Raw genomic sequence first — 16,791 nt, forward strand, 5'->3', positions numbered from 1 at the left:
ATTCGCTCGTGCTCGGACTCGACGTGGGGGGATCGAGCGTCAAGCACCTCCTCGCATCGGCATTCTCGTCGCTGGATGAGCCGCCGACCCCCCTCGCGCGGGGACGGGACGCCACCCCGAAGGCCGCGCCCGTCGAGGGTCTCGTGTCGATCGCCGAGTCGGTGCGCGGTGAGCGGACTCTGGAACGCGTCGTGCTGTCGATCCCCGGTCTCGTCGACGAGGCTGACGGAGTTGTCGTGCGCTCCGCCAACATCCCCGCCCTGGACGGCCGTCCGCTCGGTGCTGAGCTCGGCGCGGTCCTCGGCGTCCCTGTCGACGTGATCAACGACGGGCACGCCGCCGCGGTCGCCGAGGCATCGTGGGGTGCCGGAGCCGGGGCGGACGACGTGTTCGTGCTGGCGCTCGGGACCGGGATCGCCGGTGCGCACGTCGTGCAGGGTGGGGTGGTGCCGGGGGCCCACGGGTCTGCGGGCGAGTTGGGGCACATCACCATCGAACCCGACGGCGACCCGTGCTCGTGCGGGCGCCGCGGGTGCCTGGAGACCGTGATCGGCGCGCCCGCGCTGCGTCGTGCCTGGCACGCCCTGGGCGGCACGGGCGGTCCGGAGGGGCTGCTCGCCGCTGCCGCGGACGGGGTGCCCGTGGCTGAGGCCATCGTGGAGCGCGCCTCCTCCGCGCTGGCCGAGGCGCTCCTGACCCTGTGCGCGCTGGTGGACCCGGGGTGCATCGTGATCGGCGGCGGCCTCGCCCAGGAACCGCACCATCTGGTGACCCTCGCCGCCGGCACGGTGAGGGAACGGGCCACCTTCCATCGCGTCCCTCCGATCGTGCCGGCGACGCTCGGGGGGTGGGCGGGAGCCAACGGCGCCGTGCTCACCGCGCTGCGCCGTCAGCGTGCTCTCGTCTGAGCCGGGTGACCGGAATCCTCGCGTAAAATCGGCCTAATGACCGACGCGCCCGACGCCACCCCCGACCTGGGCCCCGGCATCGACCCCGACGACCTCGCCACGACGCTGCGCGTCCTCGCCGAGCTGCACACCATCGACAACGAGCACCCCGACTTCGTGGCCGTGCGCCACGCGACCGCGGCCATGTTCAAAGCGGTCAAGCGCGTGCGCCGCAAGGAGATCCGGGATGCGATCGCCGAGGCGGACAAGGCCGTCGTCGCCCGCACCGCCACCGGCGCCCCCGACCGCATCGACGACGAGACGCGCGGGCACGACCTCGCGTCCCGTGTGGTCGACGCCCCCATCGCCGGCGAGCTCCTCAAGCCCCGCAACTGCTACATCTGCAAGCAGCCGTACACGCTCGTCGACGCGTTCTACCACCAGCTCTGCCCGGACTGCGCCCGCTTCAGCCACGGCAAGCGCACCGCCCGCACCGACCTCACCGGAAAGCGCGCGCTGCTCACCGGCGGCCGCGCGAAGATCGGCATGCACATCGCGCTGCGCCTCCTCCGCGACGGCGCGCACACCACGATCACCACCCGGTTCCCGCGTGACGCCGTGCGCCGGTTCTCGGCCCTGCCGGACGCGGGCGACTGGCTGCACCGGCTGCGCGTGGTCGGCATCGACCTCCGCGACCCCGCCCAGGTGATCGGGCTCGCCGACTCGGTCGCCGCGCAGGGCCCGCTCGACATCCTCATCAACAACGCCGCCCAGACGGTCCGCCGCTCGCCGGGGGCGTACTCGCTGCTCGCAGACGCGGAGCTCCAGCCGCTGCCGGACGGTCCGCTGCCGGAGATGGAGACCTTCGGGCACACCGTCGACCCACACCCGCAGGCGCTGCAGGCCTCGGTCGACGCGCATCCGCTGCTGTCGGTCGCGGCGCTCGGCGGCACGGTCGCGGAGCAGGGGGGACAGGCGCTCACGGCCGAAGACCTCGCGCGGCTCGCGATGGCCCCCGGCTCCTCCTCGCTCGAGAAGCACGCGGACGGCACGGCGATCGATGCGGGCGGTCTCGTGCCGGACGTGAACCGCGTCAACAGCTGGGTGCAGTCCGTGGATCAGGTCGATCCGCTGGAGATGCTCGAGGTGCAGCTCGCCAACACCACCGCGCCGTTCCTGCTCATCAGCCGGCTGCGGGCGTCGATGGCCGCGTCGTCGTCGCGCCGGAAGTACGTCGTGAACGTCTCCGCCATGGAGGGGCAGTTCTCCCGCCGTTACAAGGGCCCAGGCCACCCGCACACCAACATGGCGAAGGCCGCGCTGAACATGCTGACCCGCACGAGCGCGGGGGAGATGCTGGAGAAGGACGGCATCCTCATGACGGCCGTCGACACCGGCTGGATCACCGACGAGCGCCCGCACTACACGAAGGTGCGCCTCGCGGAGGAGGGCTTCCACGCTCCGCTCGACCTCGTCGACGGCGCCGCGCGGGTGTACGACCCCATCGTGCGCGGCGAGGCCGGCGAGGACATCCACGGCGTCTTCCTCAAGGACTACGAGCCCAGCCCCTGGTGACACCCGTTCGAATCGCCTGAATGGTTCCATCCGGAGCTGAAATGGGGCCAATCGGGCGATTCGAAACCGTCAGCCGGGGGAGGGGTGGGGGAACCAGACCGTCACGATGAGGCCTCCGCCGGTGCGGGGTGTCAGCACGAGGGTGCCGCCATGGGTCTGCGTGATGCGCTGCACGATCGCGAGGCCGAGACCCACCCCGGCGTGCTCCGTCCCGCGCGTGCGCTCGGTGCCGCGCTGGAAGGGCTCGACGAGCGTCGCGACCTGCGAGGCGTGCAGCTCCGCACCCGTGTTCTCCACGACGAGGGCCACCGCGTGCGGGAGGGAATGGGTGCGCACCGCCACGGAACCGCCGCCGTCGCTGCGGTTGTGGACGATCGCGTTGGCGACGAGGTTCATGACGAGCTGCGGCAGCAGGGCGGAGGAGCCGAGCACGGTCGCCGGCACGCCGGACACCTCGACCTCGACCCCGCGGCGGTCGGCGAGCGGGAGGAGAGCCTCGACGGACTCCTCGGCCAGGAGCGACAGGTCGACGAGCGTCCGCGGGAACGTGCGCTGATCCGCCCTGCTCAGCAGCAGCAGCGCCTCGGTGAGGTCGATCGCGCGCGTGTTGACCTCGCGGAGCCGGTCGATCAGGGCGTCGACGTCGCGGTCGGGATCGGTGCGGGCCACGTCGAGGAGGGTCTGCGAGATGGCCAAGGGGGTCCGCAGCTCGTGCGAGGCGTTCGCGGCGAAGCGCTGCTGCTCGGCGACGTGCGCCTCGAGCTGCTCGAGCATCGTGTCGAAGACGTCGGCGAGGTCGCGGAACTCGTCGCTGGGACCCTCCATGCGGATGCGGTGCGAGAGGGAGCCCTGCGCCGCGAGCCGGGCCGCGTCGCCGATGCGGTCGAGCGGTGCCAGCATCCGCCCGGCGAGCAGCCAGCCGCCGCCGAGGCCGATCACGAGCAGGGCGAACATCACCATCGCCGCGACCGGCACGAACGCCCGGATCAGATCCGAGCGGTTGGGGACGAAGAAATCGACGACGGGGATCTGCACATCCGGCACGTACCGCAGCAGGTACGCCGCCACGGCCCCGAGCAGCAGCGCGCCGGAGACGACGACGATGCCCGCGTAGCTCAGGGTCAGCTTGAGGCGGACGCTGAGGCCGCGTCGCCTAGGCATCCGCGTCGGCCCCGATGCGGTAGCCGACGCCGGGCACCGTGAGGATCAGCCACGGCTCGCCGAGGCGCTTGCGCAGCGAGGACACGGTGATGCGGACGGCGTTCGTGAACGGGTCGGCGTTCTCGTCCCACGCCCGCTCCAGCAGCTCCTCGGCGCTGACCACGCCGCCCTCGGCGTCGACGAGCACCTCCAGCACGGCGAACTGTTTCCGGGTGAGGGCGACGTAGCGGCCGTCGCGGTAGACCTCGCGGCGGAAGGGGTCGAGGCGCAGGCCGGCGATCTCCAGCACCGGTGGCCGCGCGCGCTGTCGACGGCGGTCGAGGGCACGCAGCCGCAGCACCAGCTCCCGCAGCTCGAACGGCTTGGTGAGGTAGTCGTCGGCGCCGAGCTCGAACCCGGAGGCCTTGTCGTCGAGGCGGTCGGCGGCCGTGAGCATGAGGATGGGGATGCCGCTGCCCGAGGCGACGATCCACCGCGCGATGTCGTCGCCGGACGGGCCGGGCACGTCGCGGTCGAGGATCGCGATGTCGTACGCGTTGATGCTCAGGAGCTCGAGCGCGGTGTCGCCGTCGCCGGCGATGTCGGCCGCGATCGCCTCCAGTCGCAGCCCGTCGCGGACCGCCTCGGCGAGGTAGGGCTCGTCCTCGACGATCAGCACACGCATGGCAGTGATCCTACGCAGTGCGGCATATCGCCGGTGTATGGAAAAGGCCATACGCCGTGACAACCGCGTGCTCTCTTCACTGGAAGCATGAACGACCTCCGCACCCCCCGAGCCGTCCGTGCCCGGCGCCGTCGGCGCATCGCCACCACGGCCTCCGTGCTGGCGCTCGCCGTGGTCGCCGCCGTCGCCGTGCAGCAATCGCTGTCGGCCGCGTTCGCCGAGACCGCCCCGATCGTCGCGCCCGCCACCACCGGTTCCGATTCCGAGCCACATCCGCCGACCGGATCGGTACTCGCCCCGAGCGAGGCCGACGGCGTGATCCGCGACGGCGATCAGCCCACGGTGTTCGACGTCGACAGGGTCGCCATCGGCAATCTCGACCCCGCCCTGCTCGACGCCCTCCAGCGCGCCGCAACCGATGCGGAGGCCGACGGGGTGACGTTCCTCGTGAACAGCGGATGGCGTTCGGCGGCCCTGCAGGAGCAGCTGCTCCGCGACGCGATCGACGACTACGGCTCGGAAGAGGAGGCGCGCCGCTGGGTGGCGACCGCGGAGACCTCGGCGCACGTCTCCGGCGACGCGGTCGACCTCGGTCCCCTGCCCACTCTCGACTGGCTCACGCAGCGCGGCTGGCGCTACGGCCTCTGCCAGACCTACGGCAACGAGTCCTGGCACTACGAGCTGCGACCGGAGGCCGTCGAGGACGGGTGCCCCGCACAGTACGCCGACCCCACGGAAGACCCGAGGATGCAGCGATGACGGCCCTGCTCGCGCAGGGGATGACCCTGTCCCGCCTCCACGCACCGACACTGTCCACCCTTCCCGCCGCCGTGACCGAGAACCTCCGCCGCGTCAGGGAGGCCGCCGCCGTGCCCGTCATGGCCGTGGTCAAGGCCGACGCGTACGGTCATGGCATGGTGGCCGTGGCGACCGCCGCCGTGGCCGCGGGGGCCGAGTGGCTCGGGGTCACCGACGTCGCCGAGGGGGTCGCGCTGCGCGAGGCCGGACTGCGCGTGCCGATCCTCGCCTGGCTGCACCCCGCGGGCATCGACGCGCCGCGCGCGGCCGCCGCCGGGGTCGACGTGGCCGTGGGCTCCGTCGAGGAGCTGCGTCAGCTCGCAGCCGATGCCGCCGCTCCGGTGCGTGTGCATCTGCATCTCGACACCGGGATGGCACGGGGAGGGTGCCCCGTGGAGGACTGGGAGGAGCTGCTGCGCACGGCGCGGGCGGCCCGCGGCCGGATCGAGGTCGTCGGGGTGATGGGGCACCTCCCCCGCGCCGACGCCGCGGATCCGCGGGCGAATACGGCCGCGGTGCTGCGGATGAGCCAGGGGAGGGACGCGGTCCTGCGCGCCGGCTTCGGACCGCTGCTCGTGCACCTCGCGGCGACCTCGGGCGCCCTGACCGATCCCGCGACGCACTTCGACATGGTGCGGGTGGGGGCGGCGCTGGTGGGGATCGACCCGTCCGAGACGGTCTCTCTGGTCGGGGCTTCGCGCTTCACCGCGCCCGTGGTGCACAGCGCCGCCGTGCCGGCCGGCACGGTCGTGGGCTATGGCGGGACGCACACGACGGTGGTGGCCACGCACCTGAGCGTGGTGGGCGTCGGATACGCCGACGGCGTCCCGCGGGAGATCGCGCCGGGCGCGGGGGTGGAGATCGGAGGGGAACGGCACCCGATCGTCGGGCGGGTGTCGATGGATCAGATCGTCGTCGACACCGGGGGGAGGGCGTTCCCCCGAGGAGCGGTCGCGACGGTGTTCGGGCCGGACGGCGGCGCGGTGCCGTCGGTGCAGGAGTGGGCGCGGTGGGCGGGCACCATCCCGCACACCATCGTCACGGGCATCGGCCCGCGGGTGAAGAGGAGCGTGGCATGACGATGAAGGTCCTGGTCGTCGGAGGGGGACGGAATCCCGAGCACGAGGTGTCGCTCGCCTCGGCGGCGGCGGTCGCCGCGGCGCTGCGGTTGGGGGGACACACCGTCACGACCGTGACGATCGACCGCGACGGCGTGTGGCGGGCCGACGGGATCCCGCCCGGCGTGAGTCCGGCGGCGTCGTTGCAGCAGGCCCTGCCGCTGCTCGCGGCGAGCGACGTCGTGTTCCCTGCGGTGCACGGTGCGCTCGGGGAGGACGGCGCCCTCGCGGCGCTGTGCGCGCTCGCCGGGGTGCCGGTCGTCGGCTCCGCGCTGGGGGCGGGGGCGATCGGCATGGACAAGTGGGCCACGAAGCTCGTGGCCCAGGCCGTGGGGCTGCGCACCGCCCGGGGGCGGCTGGTCGCCGCGGAGGACATCGGCGACGTGGAGTTCGAAGGCGCCGTCGTGGTCAAGCCGGTCACGGCCGGCTCGAGCCACGGCGTGAGCCTGGTGACGGAGGAGGGCGACCTGCTCACGGCGCTGCGGGGGGCGGCGCGCTTCGACCGGCGGATCCTGGTCGAGGAGGTCGTGCACGCGCGGGAGATCGACGTCGCCGTGCTGCGGGAGAAGGGCGGGGTGCGGTGGGCCGCCCCGCCCCTGGAGATCCACGCGCCCGGGCTCTTCGACACCGCGACGAAGTACGACGGCACGGCCCGGTTCACGGTTCCCGCGCAGCTCGATGCGGCCGCCACGACGGCGCTCACACGCGCCGCGATCGCGATGTTCGACGCCCTGGGGTGCGACGGGGTCGCCCGCATGGACTTCTTCCTCACGGACGAGGGTCCGGTGCTCAACGAGGTCAACACGATGCCGGGGCTGACCGCCGCCTCCCAGGTGCCGCGGATGTTCGCGGCGGCCGGGGTGGACTACGTCGACCTCGTGGGCCGGCTCGTGCGCGCGGCCGAGTGACAGGGGGTCGACAGGGCGCCTGCGGAGGCGGTGCTCACCGAAGGACGGGGTCCGGGGCCGCGAGGAGCGCGAGCTCGGAGCGGCGGGGCAGCCCCGCCCAATCCCCGGGGTTCAGGCAGGCGAAAGCGCCGGCCGCGGCGGCTGTGATCAGCCGCTCGGCCGGTGGTCGGCCGGAGGCCCGATCGGCGAGATATCCGCCGACGAAGGCATCCCCCGCTCCGACGGTGTCGACCGGATCGATCGGCACGGCCCCGACACGGTGCATCTCGTCGTCGATGAGAGCCGTGCACCCCTCCGCGCCACGCTTGATGATCACCTCCCGCGGTCCGAGCGCGGCGATTCCCCGGGCGAGCTGCTCAGCGTCGCCGTCGTCGTCGAGGAGCAGCATCGCCTCCTCCTCCCCGGCGAAGACGATGTCGGCATCACGGGCGAGACGACGGTAGACGGGTCGGGCCTCCCCCGGGCCCCACAGCGACGCGCGATGGTTCACATCGAACGAGACGGTCACGCCGTGGACCCTGGCCTCGGCGACGGCGGTGAGCACGGCCTCGTGCGCACTCCGTGACAGCGCGGGGGTGATGCCGGTGACGTGCAGGAGCTGGGCCGTACGGATCGTCGCGAGAGGCAGATCGGATGCGGTCATCCGGGAACCGGCGCTGCCTGTGCGCGCGTAGGACACGCGGGCGAGGGACGGGGTGCGCATCTCCCGCACCATGTGGGCGGTCCGGGCTTCCGGATCCTGCACCGCGTGCACCCTGACCTCCTCGGCCCGGAGCTCGCGCAGGATGAGATCGCCGAACGTGTCCGCGCCCACCCGTCCGCACCACGCGGCGGTGCCACCCAGACGGGAGATCGCAACGGCGACGTTGCTCTCGGCCCCTCCGATACTGAGGGTGAACGCCGTGTTGTGGGCGAGCGGCCCCACACCTGTCGAGCGGAACAGCGCGAGCGTCTCACCGAGAGTCACCACGTCCACGGCCTCGACAGCCGCAGACGCCGAGCGACCCGTCATCGGGCCAGCCAGCCGCCGTCGACGGGCAGCACGGTCCCGTGAACGTAGGCGGCGGCATCCGACGAGAGGAAGACGACGGCCCCGGCGATATCCTCCGGAGCACCCCAGCGTCCCGCCGGGATGCGCTCCAGGATCTGCGCGTTGCGGGCGTCATCGGAGATCAGGGCTTCGTTCATGTCTGTGCCGATGTAGCCGGGCGCGACGGCGTTCACGTTGACCCCGCGCGCCGCCCACTCGTTGCAGAGCGCCTTGGTCAGCTGCGCCACCGCGCCTTTCGATGCCGCGTACGCAGCGACGCGCAGGCCCCCCTGGAAGCTGAGCAGGGAAGCCATGTTCACGATCTTGCCGTAGCGGCGACGCAGCATGTCGGCGCCGAATCCCTGCGCGAGCTGGAAGGCCGCCCGCGTGTTGACGTCCAGAAGCGCCGTGAACTCGTCGAGGGGGAACTCGACCGCGTCGTGGCGGGCCTGGATGCCGGCGTTGTTGACCAGGATGTCCACCTCGTGATCAGCGCGCACGTCCTCGATCGCTCGAGCGATGGACGTGGTGGATGCCAGGTCGACGGACACGCTGGTCAACGACGAGCCGGACTCCTCGGCGACGTGCGGCAGCCTGTGCGCGGGCAGGCCCCGCTGCATCGTCACGACGTGGGCCCCGGCATGCAGGAGGGCCTCCGCCACGGCCGCCCCGATGCCTCGCGAGGCGCCCGTCACGACGGCTGTCCGTCCATCCAGCCGGAACGACGCCGCGCTCATCGGGTGCCGTCCGCATCCGTGGAGGCCGCGCCGACGAGCACCTTCAGTGCGGCGCCGGCCGAGGTGGCGGCGTCGAACGCGTCGGCCGCCCCATCGAGGCCAAAGATCGCCACCGGGATCCGTGCCAGGCCGAGGGCGTCGCTCCGGATGAGCTCGACGGCATCGCGGAAGTCATCGGTCGTGTAGACGCGGACGCCGACCATCGACTGCTCAGCGAATGTCACCGCCTGGAGGTCGAAGGGGGTCGGCTGCTTGTACACGCCGACGAGCACGATCGTGCCGCGCACGGCTGCCGCACGCGGAAGCCGAAGGGCGACGGACGGATGGGCGGCGGTGTCGAACACGATCTCCGCGCCGCCACCGAGCCGGGCGCGCACATCGTCCGCCGCCGTCTCGCCCGCCGGCAGGGTCGGCAACCCCAGCTGCTCGGCGACAGTCCTTCGTTCCGGACTGGGCTCGACCACCACCACCTTCTCCGCGCCCCGATGCCGGGCGACGAGGGCGGTGAGGACGCCGATGGGACCGGCGCCGAAGACGGCGACCGTCTCGCCGCCGGCCAGCCCGGACCGGCTCACGGCGTGCACAGCGACGGCCAGGGGCTCGACGAGGGCGGCGACCGTCGCCGACACCCCGTCGTCCAGGGGGAAGAGCCGGTCGTCGGGGAAGACCGCGAACTCGGCGAGACCACCGGGTGCATCGATGCCGTACAGTCCGAGGCGCTCGCACACGTGCGTGTGCCCCGCGCGGCAGGGAGGGCACGTCCCGCAGCTCAGGAGCGGCAACACGGCGACGCGGCGGTCTCGGAGGCGCTCGTCTCCGCTGTCGATCACGCGGCCGACGATCTCGTGCCCCATGATCAGCGGCGCCGTCGCGCGGGGGTGCGAGCCGTGCAGGATGGAGAAGTCGGTGCCGCAGAGACCCGTGAACTCGATCTGCACGAGCGACTCGCCGTCAGCGGGGGAAGGACGGGGAACCGAGGCGACGCGCAGCCGATCAGGACCGTCCCACAGCACCGCTTTCATCGTCGTCTCCCTCACGCGCGCACCTCCGGGTTCAGCAGGTCGCGCGGATCGCGCCCTGCACAGTAGTCCACGACGTTCTCGATGGTCCGTCGCTTGAGCTCCGATTCCGATTCCTCGCTGTACCAGGCGGTATGCGGGGTCACCACCACCGAGGGCACCTGCAGCAACGGGCTCGTCGTCGGGAGCGGCTCCTGCTCGAACACGTCGAGGGCGGCGGCCTTGACCCTGCCGCTCCGCAGGGCCCGGACCAGCGCCTCGGTGTCCACGACACCGCCTCGGCAGGTGTTGACGAGCACCGCGCCCGGTTTCATCCGGTTCAGGGCTCCCTCGTCGATCAGGTGCCGGGTGCGCTCATCGAGCGGCACGTGCAGCGAGACCACGTCAGCCTCGCGCAGCAGGTCGTGGAACCCGACCAGCGGGACACCGTCGACTCTCGCCTCCGGCCGCGGATCGTGGCCGAGCACCGCGAACCCCAGCGCCGCGGCCTTGCGCGCGGTGGCGGTTCCGATCCGCCCGACGCCGACCACGCCGAACGTCAGTGCGGAGATGCGGTGCAGCGGCTTGACCTCGCTGAGGCCGTACGAGCCAGCCCTGGTCCGGCGATCGAGTTCGGTCACTCCGCGGACCAGTGAGAGCGCCAGGGCGATCGCGTGGTCCGAGACATCCTCGGTGCCGTAGTCGGGCACGTTGCACACCGCGACGCCTCGCGCCGTGGCCGCGGCGACATCGACCGTGTCGACGCCGACGCCGTATCGACCGATCGCGCGCAGGCCGGGCAGCGCGTCGAGAACGCGAGCGGTGATGGGCGCGTACTGGACCACGATGGCGTCCGCATCGGCCGCAGCGGCGATCACCTCATCCTCCGAGCGGCATTGGAACAGCTCCAGATCGACGCCGTGCGCTTCCGCGACCCTTCGCTCCTCGGCGATGGCATCGTGGTCGCAGTCTGTGATGACGATCCTCATCCGACGTCCTCTCCTTCGTGACGCTGCCTCCTCCGCCGTGTGCGCCGGCGGGGTGTTGGCAACAGTAGCGGAAGTGTGTATGTTTAGGAAATCGGTTTTCTAGCGGGTCAACTCGACCCCCGACCCGGAGTACTCATCAATGGCGAAGATCACGAACGTCCGCACCGACCTGTATCGGGTGCCGCTGGCGACGCGGCTCTCGGACAGCACCCACGGCGACATGGACGACTTCGAGCTCGTCGTCGTTCGGGTGACGGATGCCGACGGTGCCAGCGGCATGGGGTACACGTATACGGTCAACGCGGGCGGGCACGCGGTCGCCCGCATGGTCGACCCGTACCTGAGCGATGTCCTCGTCGGCGAGGACGCCGATCGGATCGAGGCGCTCTGGCAGAAGATGTGGTGGCATCTGCACTATGCCGGGCGAGGGGGTCATGTCACCTCCGCGATCTCCGCCGTCGACATCGCGCTCTGGGATCTCAAGGGCCGACGGCTCGGGCAACCGCTCTGGCGCGTGTTCGGCGGCTACGACCCGGTGGTGCCCGTCTACGCGGGCGGCATCGATCTGCAGTTCTCGGTGCCGCAGCTCCTGGCGCAGGCCGATGACTTCCGCGCGCAGGGATTCCGGGCGATCAAGATGAAGGTCGGTCGGGAAGAGCTGCGTGAGGATCTCGTCCGCGTGGCGGCGATGCGCGAGCACCTCGGCGACGGATTCCCTCTCATGGTGGACGCCAACATGAGGTGGTCCGCCGACCGCGCCATCGCGGCGGCCCGCGAGCTCCGTGCGTTCGACCTGGTGTGGTTGGAGGAGCCCGTGATCCCCGACGATCTCCCCGGACAGGCCCGCGTGCTCGCATCCGGCGGTCTACCGATCGCGGCGGGCGAGAATCTGCACACGCTGTACGAGTTCCGTGCCGCGATCGACGCCGGTGCGGTGACCTACCCTGAGCCCGATGTGAGCAACTGCGGCGGGATGACGGTCTTCCGCAAGGTCGCCTCCCTCGCCGAAGCTCACAACCTCCCGGTGACCAGCCACGGCGTGCACGATCTGACCGTCCACTGCCTGGCCGCAGCGCCGAACCGCACCTATATGGAAGCGCATGGGTTCAGCCTCGAGCCGTATCTGGCCGAGACCATGCCCATCGTCGGCGGTGCCGTAACCGCACCGGAGCGCCCCGGGCACGGACTCGACCTCGACTTCGAGAAGCTCGCGACGTTGCGAGCCTGACCGCGTCGACCGCCGTCGCGGCGGCTTTTTCACGAATGATCAAAGGAGATGTCATGAAATCGAACCGCATCATCACCGCGGCCGCCGTGGCCGCAGGACTGCTCTTCGCCGCCACCGGTTGCGCGAAGCCCCTGGACGACCAAGGCGCCGCCACCGCCAACGGCGAGGGCACCGAGCAGGTCGTCGAGAGCGCTTCGGAGGCGACGTGCACGAACCCCGCTCCCTCGGACGAGGAGCTCGGGGACATGAAGATCGGGTTCTCGCAATCGGAGAACGAACAGAACCCCTTCCGCGCGACAGAGACGGCCTCGGTGCGCCAGTCGGTCGAGGAGGCGGGAGCCGAGTTCGTCTACACCAATGCCAACAGCGACCAGGCGAAGCAGCTCAGCGACATCCAGTCGATGATCAATCAGGGTGTCGACGCGCTCATCGTCGCGCCGATCAGCGCGACGGGTCTGCAGAGCGCCTTCGAGGCGGCCAAGAGCAAGGGCATCCCGGTCATCACGATCGACCGCGAGACCGCAGGCGAGCCCTGCACCGACTTCATCTCGTTCATGGGCTCCGATTTCGAGCGGCAGGGCGAGCGCGCCGGCGAGGCGATGATCGAAGCCCTGGGCGGCGAGGGCTCCGTCGCTGAGCTGCAGGGGGCGCCGGGCAGCGATGTGGCGACCCTCCGCACCACCGGCTTCGACGTGGCGGTGAAGGACGCGGGCGGCATCGAGATCGTCGCCCAGCAGACGGGCAACTGGGCCACCAGCGAGGCCCAGGAGGTGCTCGCCCAGCTGCTGTCGTCCAACCCCGATATCGACGCGGTCTACACCCACAGCGACACCATGGCGCTGGGGGCGCTCACCGCCATCAGCCAGGCCGGGCTCACTCCCGGCAAGGACGTGAAGGTCGTCTCGATCGACGGCACGAGGGAGGCGGTCGGGCACGTGGCGTCCGGCGACATCGCCGCGATCGTCGAGACGAACCCGCGCTTCGGCCCGGCCGCGGTCGACCTGCTCGCGAAGTGGTTCGCGGGAGACGAGGTGGCGCAGGAGATCATCATGAAGGACGAGCTCTACACCGAGAAGAACGCCCAGGACGCGCTCGACTCGGGTCGGGCGTACTGAGCCTTCCGTCGTGCAGCGAGAGGACGAGCACATGGCTTCACAGGCGGGGGACGTGATCCTCGAGGCCCGTGACATCACGAAGAGCTTCAACGGCATCCGTGCGCTGAAGGGCGCATCGCTCGCGCTGCGCGCCGGGGAGGTCCACGGACTCAACGGGGAGAACGGCGCCGGCAAGTCGACCCTGATCAAGATCATCACGGGGTTCTACCAGCAGGACGCGGGCGAGGTGCTCCTCGACGGCCGTCCCGTGCGCTTCGACCGGCCGAAGGACTCGCAGGACGCGGGCATCAGCACCGTGTACCAGGAGGTCAACCTCATTCCGGAGCGCACGGTGGCGGAGAACATCCTCCTCGGTCGCGAGCCGCGCCGAGCCGGCCTGCTGCGCAAGCGGGCGGCGATCGCGCAGGCCCAGAGCATCCTGGACCGCTTCGGACTCGCCATCGCGGCGAAAGCGCCGCTGTCATCGCTCTCGCTGGGGATGCAGCAGATGGTCGCCATCGTGCGCGCGGTCGCCTTCGACGCACGGGCCGTGATCCTCGACGAGCCGACCTCGGCCCTCAACGGTGCCGAGATCGACATCCTGTTCGGAGTGGTCCGTCAGCTCCGCGACGAGGGCCTGGCGATCATGCTCGTGAGCCACCGTATGTCGGAGCTGTACGAGCTCTGCGACCGCTTCACCGTGCTGCGTGACGGGCGGTTCGTGGTGGAGAGCACTCCGGCCGAGCTGCCGCCCGCGGAGCTGGTGAGCGCGATGCTCGGCGGCATCCGCCTGAACGAGACCGACCGGGATCCCGAGGCCCACAGCCGGCGCGTCGAGGAGCTGCGGGCCGGGCCGCCGGTGCTGGAGGTGGACGGGCTGAGCTGGGGCAATCGGCTGCACGACGTGTCGTTCGACGTGCGCCGCGGCGAGATCGTGGGCCTGCTCGGCCTGCTGGGGTCCGGCCGCACGGAGATCTGCAAGGCGGTGTACGGGGCCATCAGGCCGGACGCCGGGGAGATCCGGCTCGGCGGCGAGGCGCTCGCCCGCCGGTCGCCGGCTCGCGCGCTGCGCGCCGGGATCGCCTACCTCTCCGAGGACCGCCGGAGGGAGGGGATCTTCCCCGGGCTGAGCGTCCGCGAGAACCTCACCGCCGCCGTCCTCCCGCGTCTGTCGACCCTGGGCGTGGTGCGGCCTCGGGAGCAGAGCGACATCGTCGCCCGATTCTCCGAGGAGCTGCGCCTGAAGGCGGCCGGCGCGGAGCAGCCGGTCGCTGAGCTGTCCGGCGGCAACCAGCAGAAGGTGCTGCTCGCCCGGTGGATCGCCACGGAACCGCGGGTCGTCCTGCTGGATGACCCCACTCGCGGGATCGATGTCGGTGCGAAGGCGGAGGTCCACCGCGTCATCCGAGCCCTCTCGGACCGCGGCATCGGGGTGCTGGTCACCTCGAGCGAGACGGAGGAGCTGCTCGCGCTGTGCGACCGGCTCATCGTGCTCAGCGAGGGAGCCGTGGTCGGCGAGCTGGATCCGCTGTCCGTCGACCCGGCCGACGTCGTCGGCCTTCTCTCCGCGACCTCCGCGGCGACCCCCGTCCGGACAGGAGAGAGCGCATGACCGTCACGACGACGACCACGGTGGTCGTCACAGAACGGACCCCCCGGCAGAAGCTCGCGCACTTCGCGCGCACGTACACCGTGTACCTCGCCCTCGCGGCGCTGGTGCTGTTCAACGTGATCGTCACCAACGGATTCGCGACGACGTCGACACTGCAGAACGTCCTATTCGCGGTCGCTCCGATCGTGCTGATCGCCGTCGGGCAGACCCTCGCGATCGGAACCGGCGGCATCGACCTGTCGGTGGGATCGATGATGGCGCTGTCGTCGGCGATGCTCGCGCTGTACCTCGGCTACGGCGAGGTCGTCGCGCTGCTGACCGGCGTGCTCGTCGCGGCCGCCGTCGGCACGCTGAACGGCACGATGATCGCGTACCTGCGCATCAACCCGCTCATCACCAGCCTCGGTCTGCTTGTCGCCGTCCGCGGACTCGCTCAGGCGCTCTCCGGGGGTGCACGCAGCCCCATCCCCGGCGACGGGCTGTTCGGCTGGCTCGGCAACGCGGTGCTGTTCGGCATCCCGGGTGTGGCCGTGATCGCCGCCGTGATCGCGGTGCTCATCTGGCTGCTGGTGAAGAAGACCACCTTCGGCCGGTATGCGCTGTTCGCCGGATCGAACCGCGCGGCCGCGCATCTGACCGGTACGCCGCGCAACCGGACCCTCATCACGATCTACGCGCTGAGTGCGGGACTCGCCGGTCTCGCCGGGGTGTTCGTCTCCGCCCGCATCGGTGCGTCGGATCCGAGCTTCATCGGCATCCACCTGGAGCTGACGGCGATCGCGGCGGTGGTGATCGGCGGCACGCCGCTCGCCGGAGGCCGCATCAACGTGGGCGGAACGGTCGCCGCGGCGCTGTTCCTCCAGGTGATCGACACCACGTTCATCATGAACAACCTCGATTTCGCATACGCGCAGGTACTCAAGGCGGTCCTCATCGTGGTCGCCCTGTTCCTGCAGCGTGCAGGGAAGGACGCGCGATGACCGCGACGAGAGAGAACGCTCCGCGGTGGCAACTCCGCCGGCAGAGCGCGGGAACCGCCTGGGCGGCGGGCCTGCAGCGGTACGGCATCGTCGGCGTGCTCGTCGCCGTCGCCGTGGCCGCTGCGATCGTCTCACCCACGTTCGGCACGATCGACAACGCGGCCAACATCGTCACGGCGGCCTGCTTCATCGGTCTCATCACCATCGGGCAGAGCTTCGTGCTCATCACCGGCGGCATCGACCTGTCCGTCGGCTCGATGATCGGGCTCGGCACGGTGCTGGCGGCGCTGGCGGCACCGGCCGGTTGGGTGGCGGCTCTGCTCGTGCCGATCGCCGCCGGCATCGCCCTCGGCCTGGTCAACGGGCTGCTGGTCGGCACGGCGCGCATGGCACCGTTCATCATCACCCTGTCGGCTCTCCTCGCCGTCAATGGCATCGCGGTGGCACTGGCCAGCTCCAGCATCGTGATCGAACGCGGGTTCTTCACGTCGATCGCGAACGGCAGCGTGCTGGGCCTGCCGAACCTGGTGTGGATCCTGCTGATCGCCTTCGTCGTCGCTGCGGTCGTGCTGAATCGCACGTCGTTCGGCTCCCGCATGTTCGCCCTCGGCGGCAACGAGGAGGCGGCGCGGATGATGGGCGTCAACGTCACCCGCGTGAAGATCCAGGTCTACACGATCAGCGGCGGTCTCGCCGGTCTCGCCGGCGCTCTGCTCGCGTCGCGCCTCTCCTCCGGCGTCGCCAGTCTCGGCTCCACCTACGAGCTCAAGTCCATCGCGGCCGCCGTGATCGGCGGCGTGCTGCTCACCGGCGGCGTCGGCACCATGCTCGGCGCACTCTCGGGGGTGCTCCTCATCGCCATGATCGACAACCTGATCAACCAGATGGGAGCGCTCAATGCGTACTTCCAGGATCTGTTCACCGGCGTGTTCCTCGTGCTCGCGATGATCGTGCAGACGCTCCTGAGCCGCCGCCGAGATCACTGACCATCCATCCCAGGACCTTCAGAAAG

The 16,791-nt window shown here is 71.1% G+C and carries 16 protein-coding genes; 10 read left to right on the forward strand and 6 right to left on the reverse strand.

All coding sequences use genetic code 11. The features are described 5' to 3' along the window. The first annotated feature begins 8 nt into the window (after positions 1-8). Together CJ226_RS05880 and CJ226_RS05885 are read left to right on the forward strand one after the other, a co-directional pair. The gene (locus CJ226_RS05880) at positions 9-908 is read left to right on the forward strand and encodes an ROK family protein (RefSeq protein ID WP_180964544.1); all 900 of its coding nucleotides are present in this window, start codon (positions 9-11) and stop codon (positions 906-908) included. Positions 909-944: 36 nt separating this feature from the next. Beyond that, entirely contained in the window at positions 945-2,462 is a 1,518-nt protein-coding gene (locus CJ226_RS05885) for an SDR family oxidoreductase (RefSeq protein ID WP_062633195.1), read from the forward strand. A gap of 69 nt (positions 2,463-2,531) precedes the next feature. Here CJ226_RS05885 and CJ226_RS05890 read toward each other — a convergent pair whose 3' ends face one another. Further along, a complete protein-coding gene (locus CJ226_RS05890) occupies positions 2,532-3,623 on the reverse strand; it encodes a HAMP domain-containing sensor histidine kinase (protein ID WP_102208617.1) in 1,092 nt (363 codons plus the stop codon). After that, the gene (locus CJ226_RS05895) at positions 3,616-4,287 is read right to left on the reverse strand and encodes a response regulator transcription factor (protein ID WP_025104044.1); all 672 of its coding nucleotides are present in this window, start codon (positions 4,285-4,287) and stop codon (positions 3,616-3,618) included. The genes CJ226_RS05890 and CJ226_RS05895 overlap by 8 nt, the downstream gene beginning before the upstream one ends. An 87-nt stretch (positions 4,288-4,374) precedes the next feature. Here CJ226_RS05895 and CJ226_RS05900 point away from each other — a divergent pair, with 87 nt between their 5' ends. From CJ226_RS05900 to CJ226_RS05910, 3 genes are read left to right on the forward strand one after another with little or no spacing between them, the layout of a single operon-like run. Continuing rightward, positions 4,375-5,046, forward strand: coding sequence for a D-alanyl-D-alanine carboxypeptidase family protein (locus tag CJ226_RS05900; protein ID WP_102208618.1), 672 nt, complete (start codon positions 4,375-4,377; stop codon positions 5,044-5,046). After that, positions 5,043-6,164, forward strand: a complete 1,122-nt coding sequence (gene alr / locus CJ226_RS05905; RefSeq protein WP_102208619.1) for an alanine racemase — start codon at positions 5,043-5,045, stop codon at positions 6,162-6,164. The genes CJ226_RS05900 and alr overlap by 4 nt, the downstream gene beginning before the upstream one ends. Continuing rightward, positions 6,161-7,111 (forward strand): D-alanine--D-alanine ligase, encoded by a 951-nt coding sequence (locus tag CJ226_RS05910; RefSeq protein WP_102208620.1) that lies wholly within the window; start codon positions 6,161-6,163, stop codon positions 7,109-7,111. Before alr ends, CJ226_RS05910 begins: the two co-directional genes overlap by 4 nt. A 34-nt stretch (positions 7,112-7,145) precedes the next feature. Here CJ226_RS05910 and CJ226_RS05915 read toward each other — a convergent pair whose 3' ends face one another. From CJ226_RS05915 to CJ226_RS05930, 4 genes are read right to left on the reverse strand one after another with little or no spacing between them, the layout of a single operon-like run. After that, positions 7,146-8,123 (reverse strand): sugar kinase, encoded by a 978-nt coding sequence (locus tag CJ226_RS05915; RefSeq protein ID WP_102208621.1) that lies wholly within the window; start codon positions 8,121-8,123, stop codon positions 7,146-7,148. Further along, positions 8,120-8,878, reverse strand: coding sequence for an SDR family oxidoreductase (locus CJ226_RS05920; RefSeq protein ID WP_102208622.1), 759 nt, complete (start codon positions 8,876-8,878; stop codon positions 8,120-8,122). Before CJ226_RS05920 ends, CJ226_RS05915 begins: the two co-directional genes overlap by 4 nt. Continuing rightward, complete coding sequence (locus tag CJ226_RS05925) at positions 8,875-9,900, reverse strand: zinc-binding dehydrogenase (RefSeq protein WP_102208623.1); 1,026 nt, start codon at positions 9,898-9,900, stop codon at positions 8,875-8,877. The genes CJ226_RS05920 and CJ226_RS05925 overlap by 4 nt, the downstream gene beginning before the upstream one ends. An 11-nt stretch (positions 9,901-9,911) precedes the next feature. Beyond that, positions 9,912-10,865, reverse strand: coding sequence for a C-terminal binding protein (locus CJ226_RS05930; protein WP_062633178.1), 954 nt, complete (start codon positions 10,863-10,865; stop codon positions 9,912-9,914). A gap of 139 nt (positions 10,866-11,004) precedes the next feature. On the opposite strand from CJ226_RS05930, the gene CJ226_RS05935 reads away from it, so the two are divergent. The 5 genes from CJ226_RS05935 to CJ226_RS05955 are packed head-to-tail and all read left to right on the forward strand — an operon-like array spanning position 11,005 to position 16,765. Further along, on the forward strand, positions 11,005-12,093 hold the full coding sequence (locus tag CJ226_RS05935) for a mandelate racemase/muconate lactonizing enzyme family protein (RefSeq protein WP_102208624.1): 1,089 nt from the start codon (positions 11,005-11,007) through the stop codon (positions 12,091-12,093). A 53-nt stretch (positions 12,094-12,146) separates the two neighbouring features. Continuing rightward, the gene (locus CJ226_RS05940) at positions 12,147-13,208 is read left to right on the forward strand and encodes an ABC transporter substrate-binding protein (RefSeq protein WP_102208625.1); all 1,062 of its coding nucleotides are present in this window, start codon (positions 12,147-12,149) and stop codon (positions 13,206-13,208) included. Between the two features lie 31 nt (positions 13,209-13,239). Further along, positions 13,240-14,799: a sugar ABC transporter ATP-binding protein gene (locus CJ226_RS05945; protein WP_102208626.1), complete on the forward strand. Its 1,560-nt coding sequence runs from the start codon at positions 13,240-13,242 to the stop codon at positions 14,797-14,799. Next, positions 14,796-15,779, forward strand: a complete 984-nt coding sequence (locus CJ226_RS05950) for an ABC transporter permease (protein ID WP_062633171.1) — start codon at positions 14,796-14,798, stop codon at positions 15,777-15,779. Before CJ226_RS05945 ends, CJ226_RS05950 begins: the two co-directional genes overlap by 4 nt. Then, complete coding sequence (locus CJ226_RS05955; protein ID WP_062633169.1) at positions 15,776-16,765, forward strand: ABC transporter permease; 990 nt, start codon at positions 15,776-15,778, stop codon at positions 16,763-16,765. The genes CJ226_RS05950 and CJ226_RS05955 overlap by 4 nt, the downstream gene beginning before the upstream one ends. Positions 16,766-16,791 lie beyond the last annotated feature (26 nt).

Origin of the sequence: Microbacterium sp. UMB0228 (genome assembly GCF_002871415.1) — a bacterium.
Classification (GTDB): Bacteria; Actinomycetota; Actinomycetes; order Actinomycetales; family Microbacteriaceae; genus Microbacterium.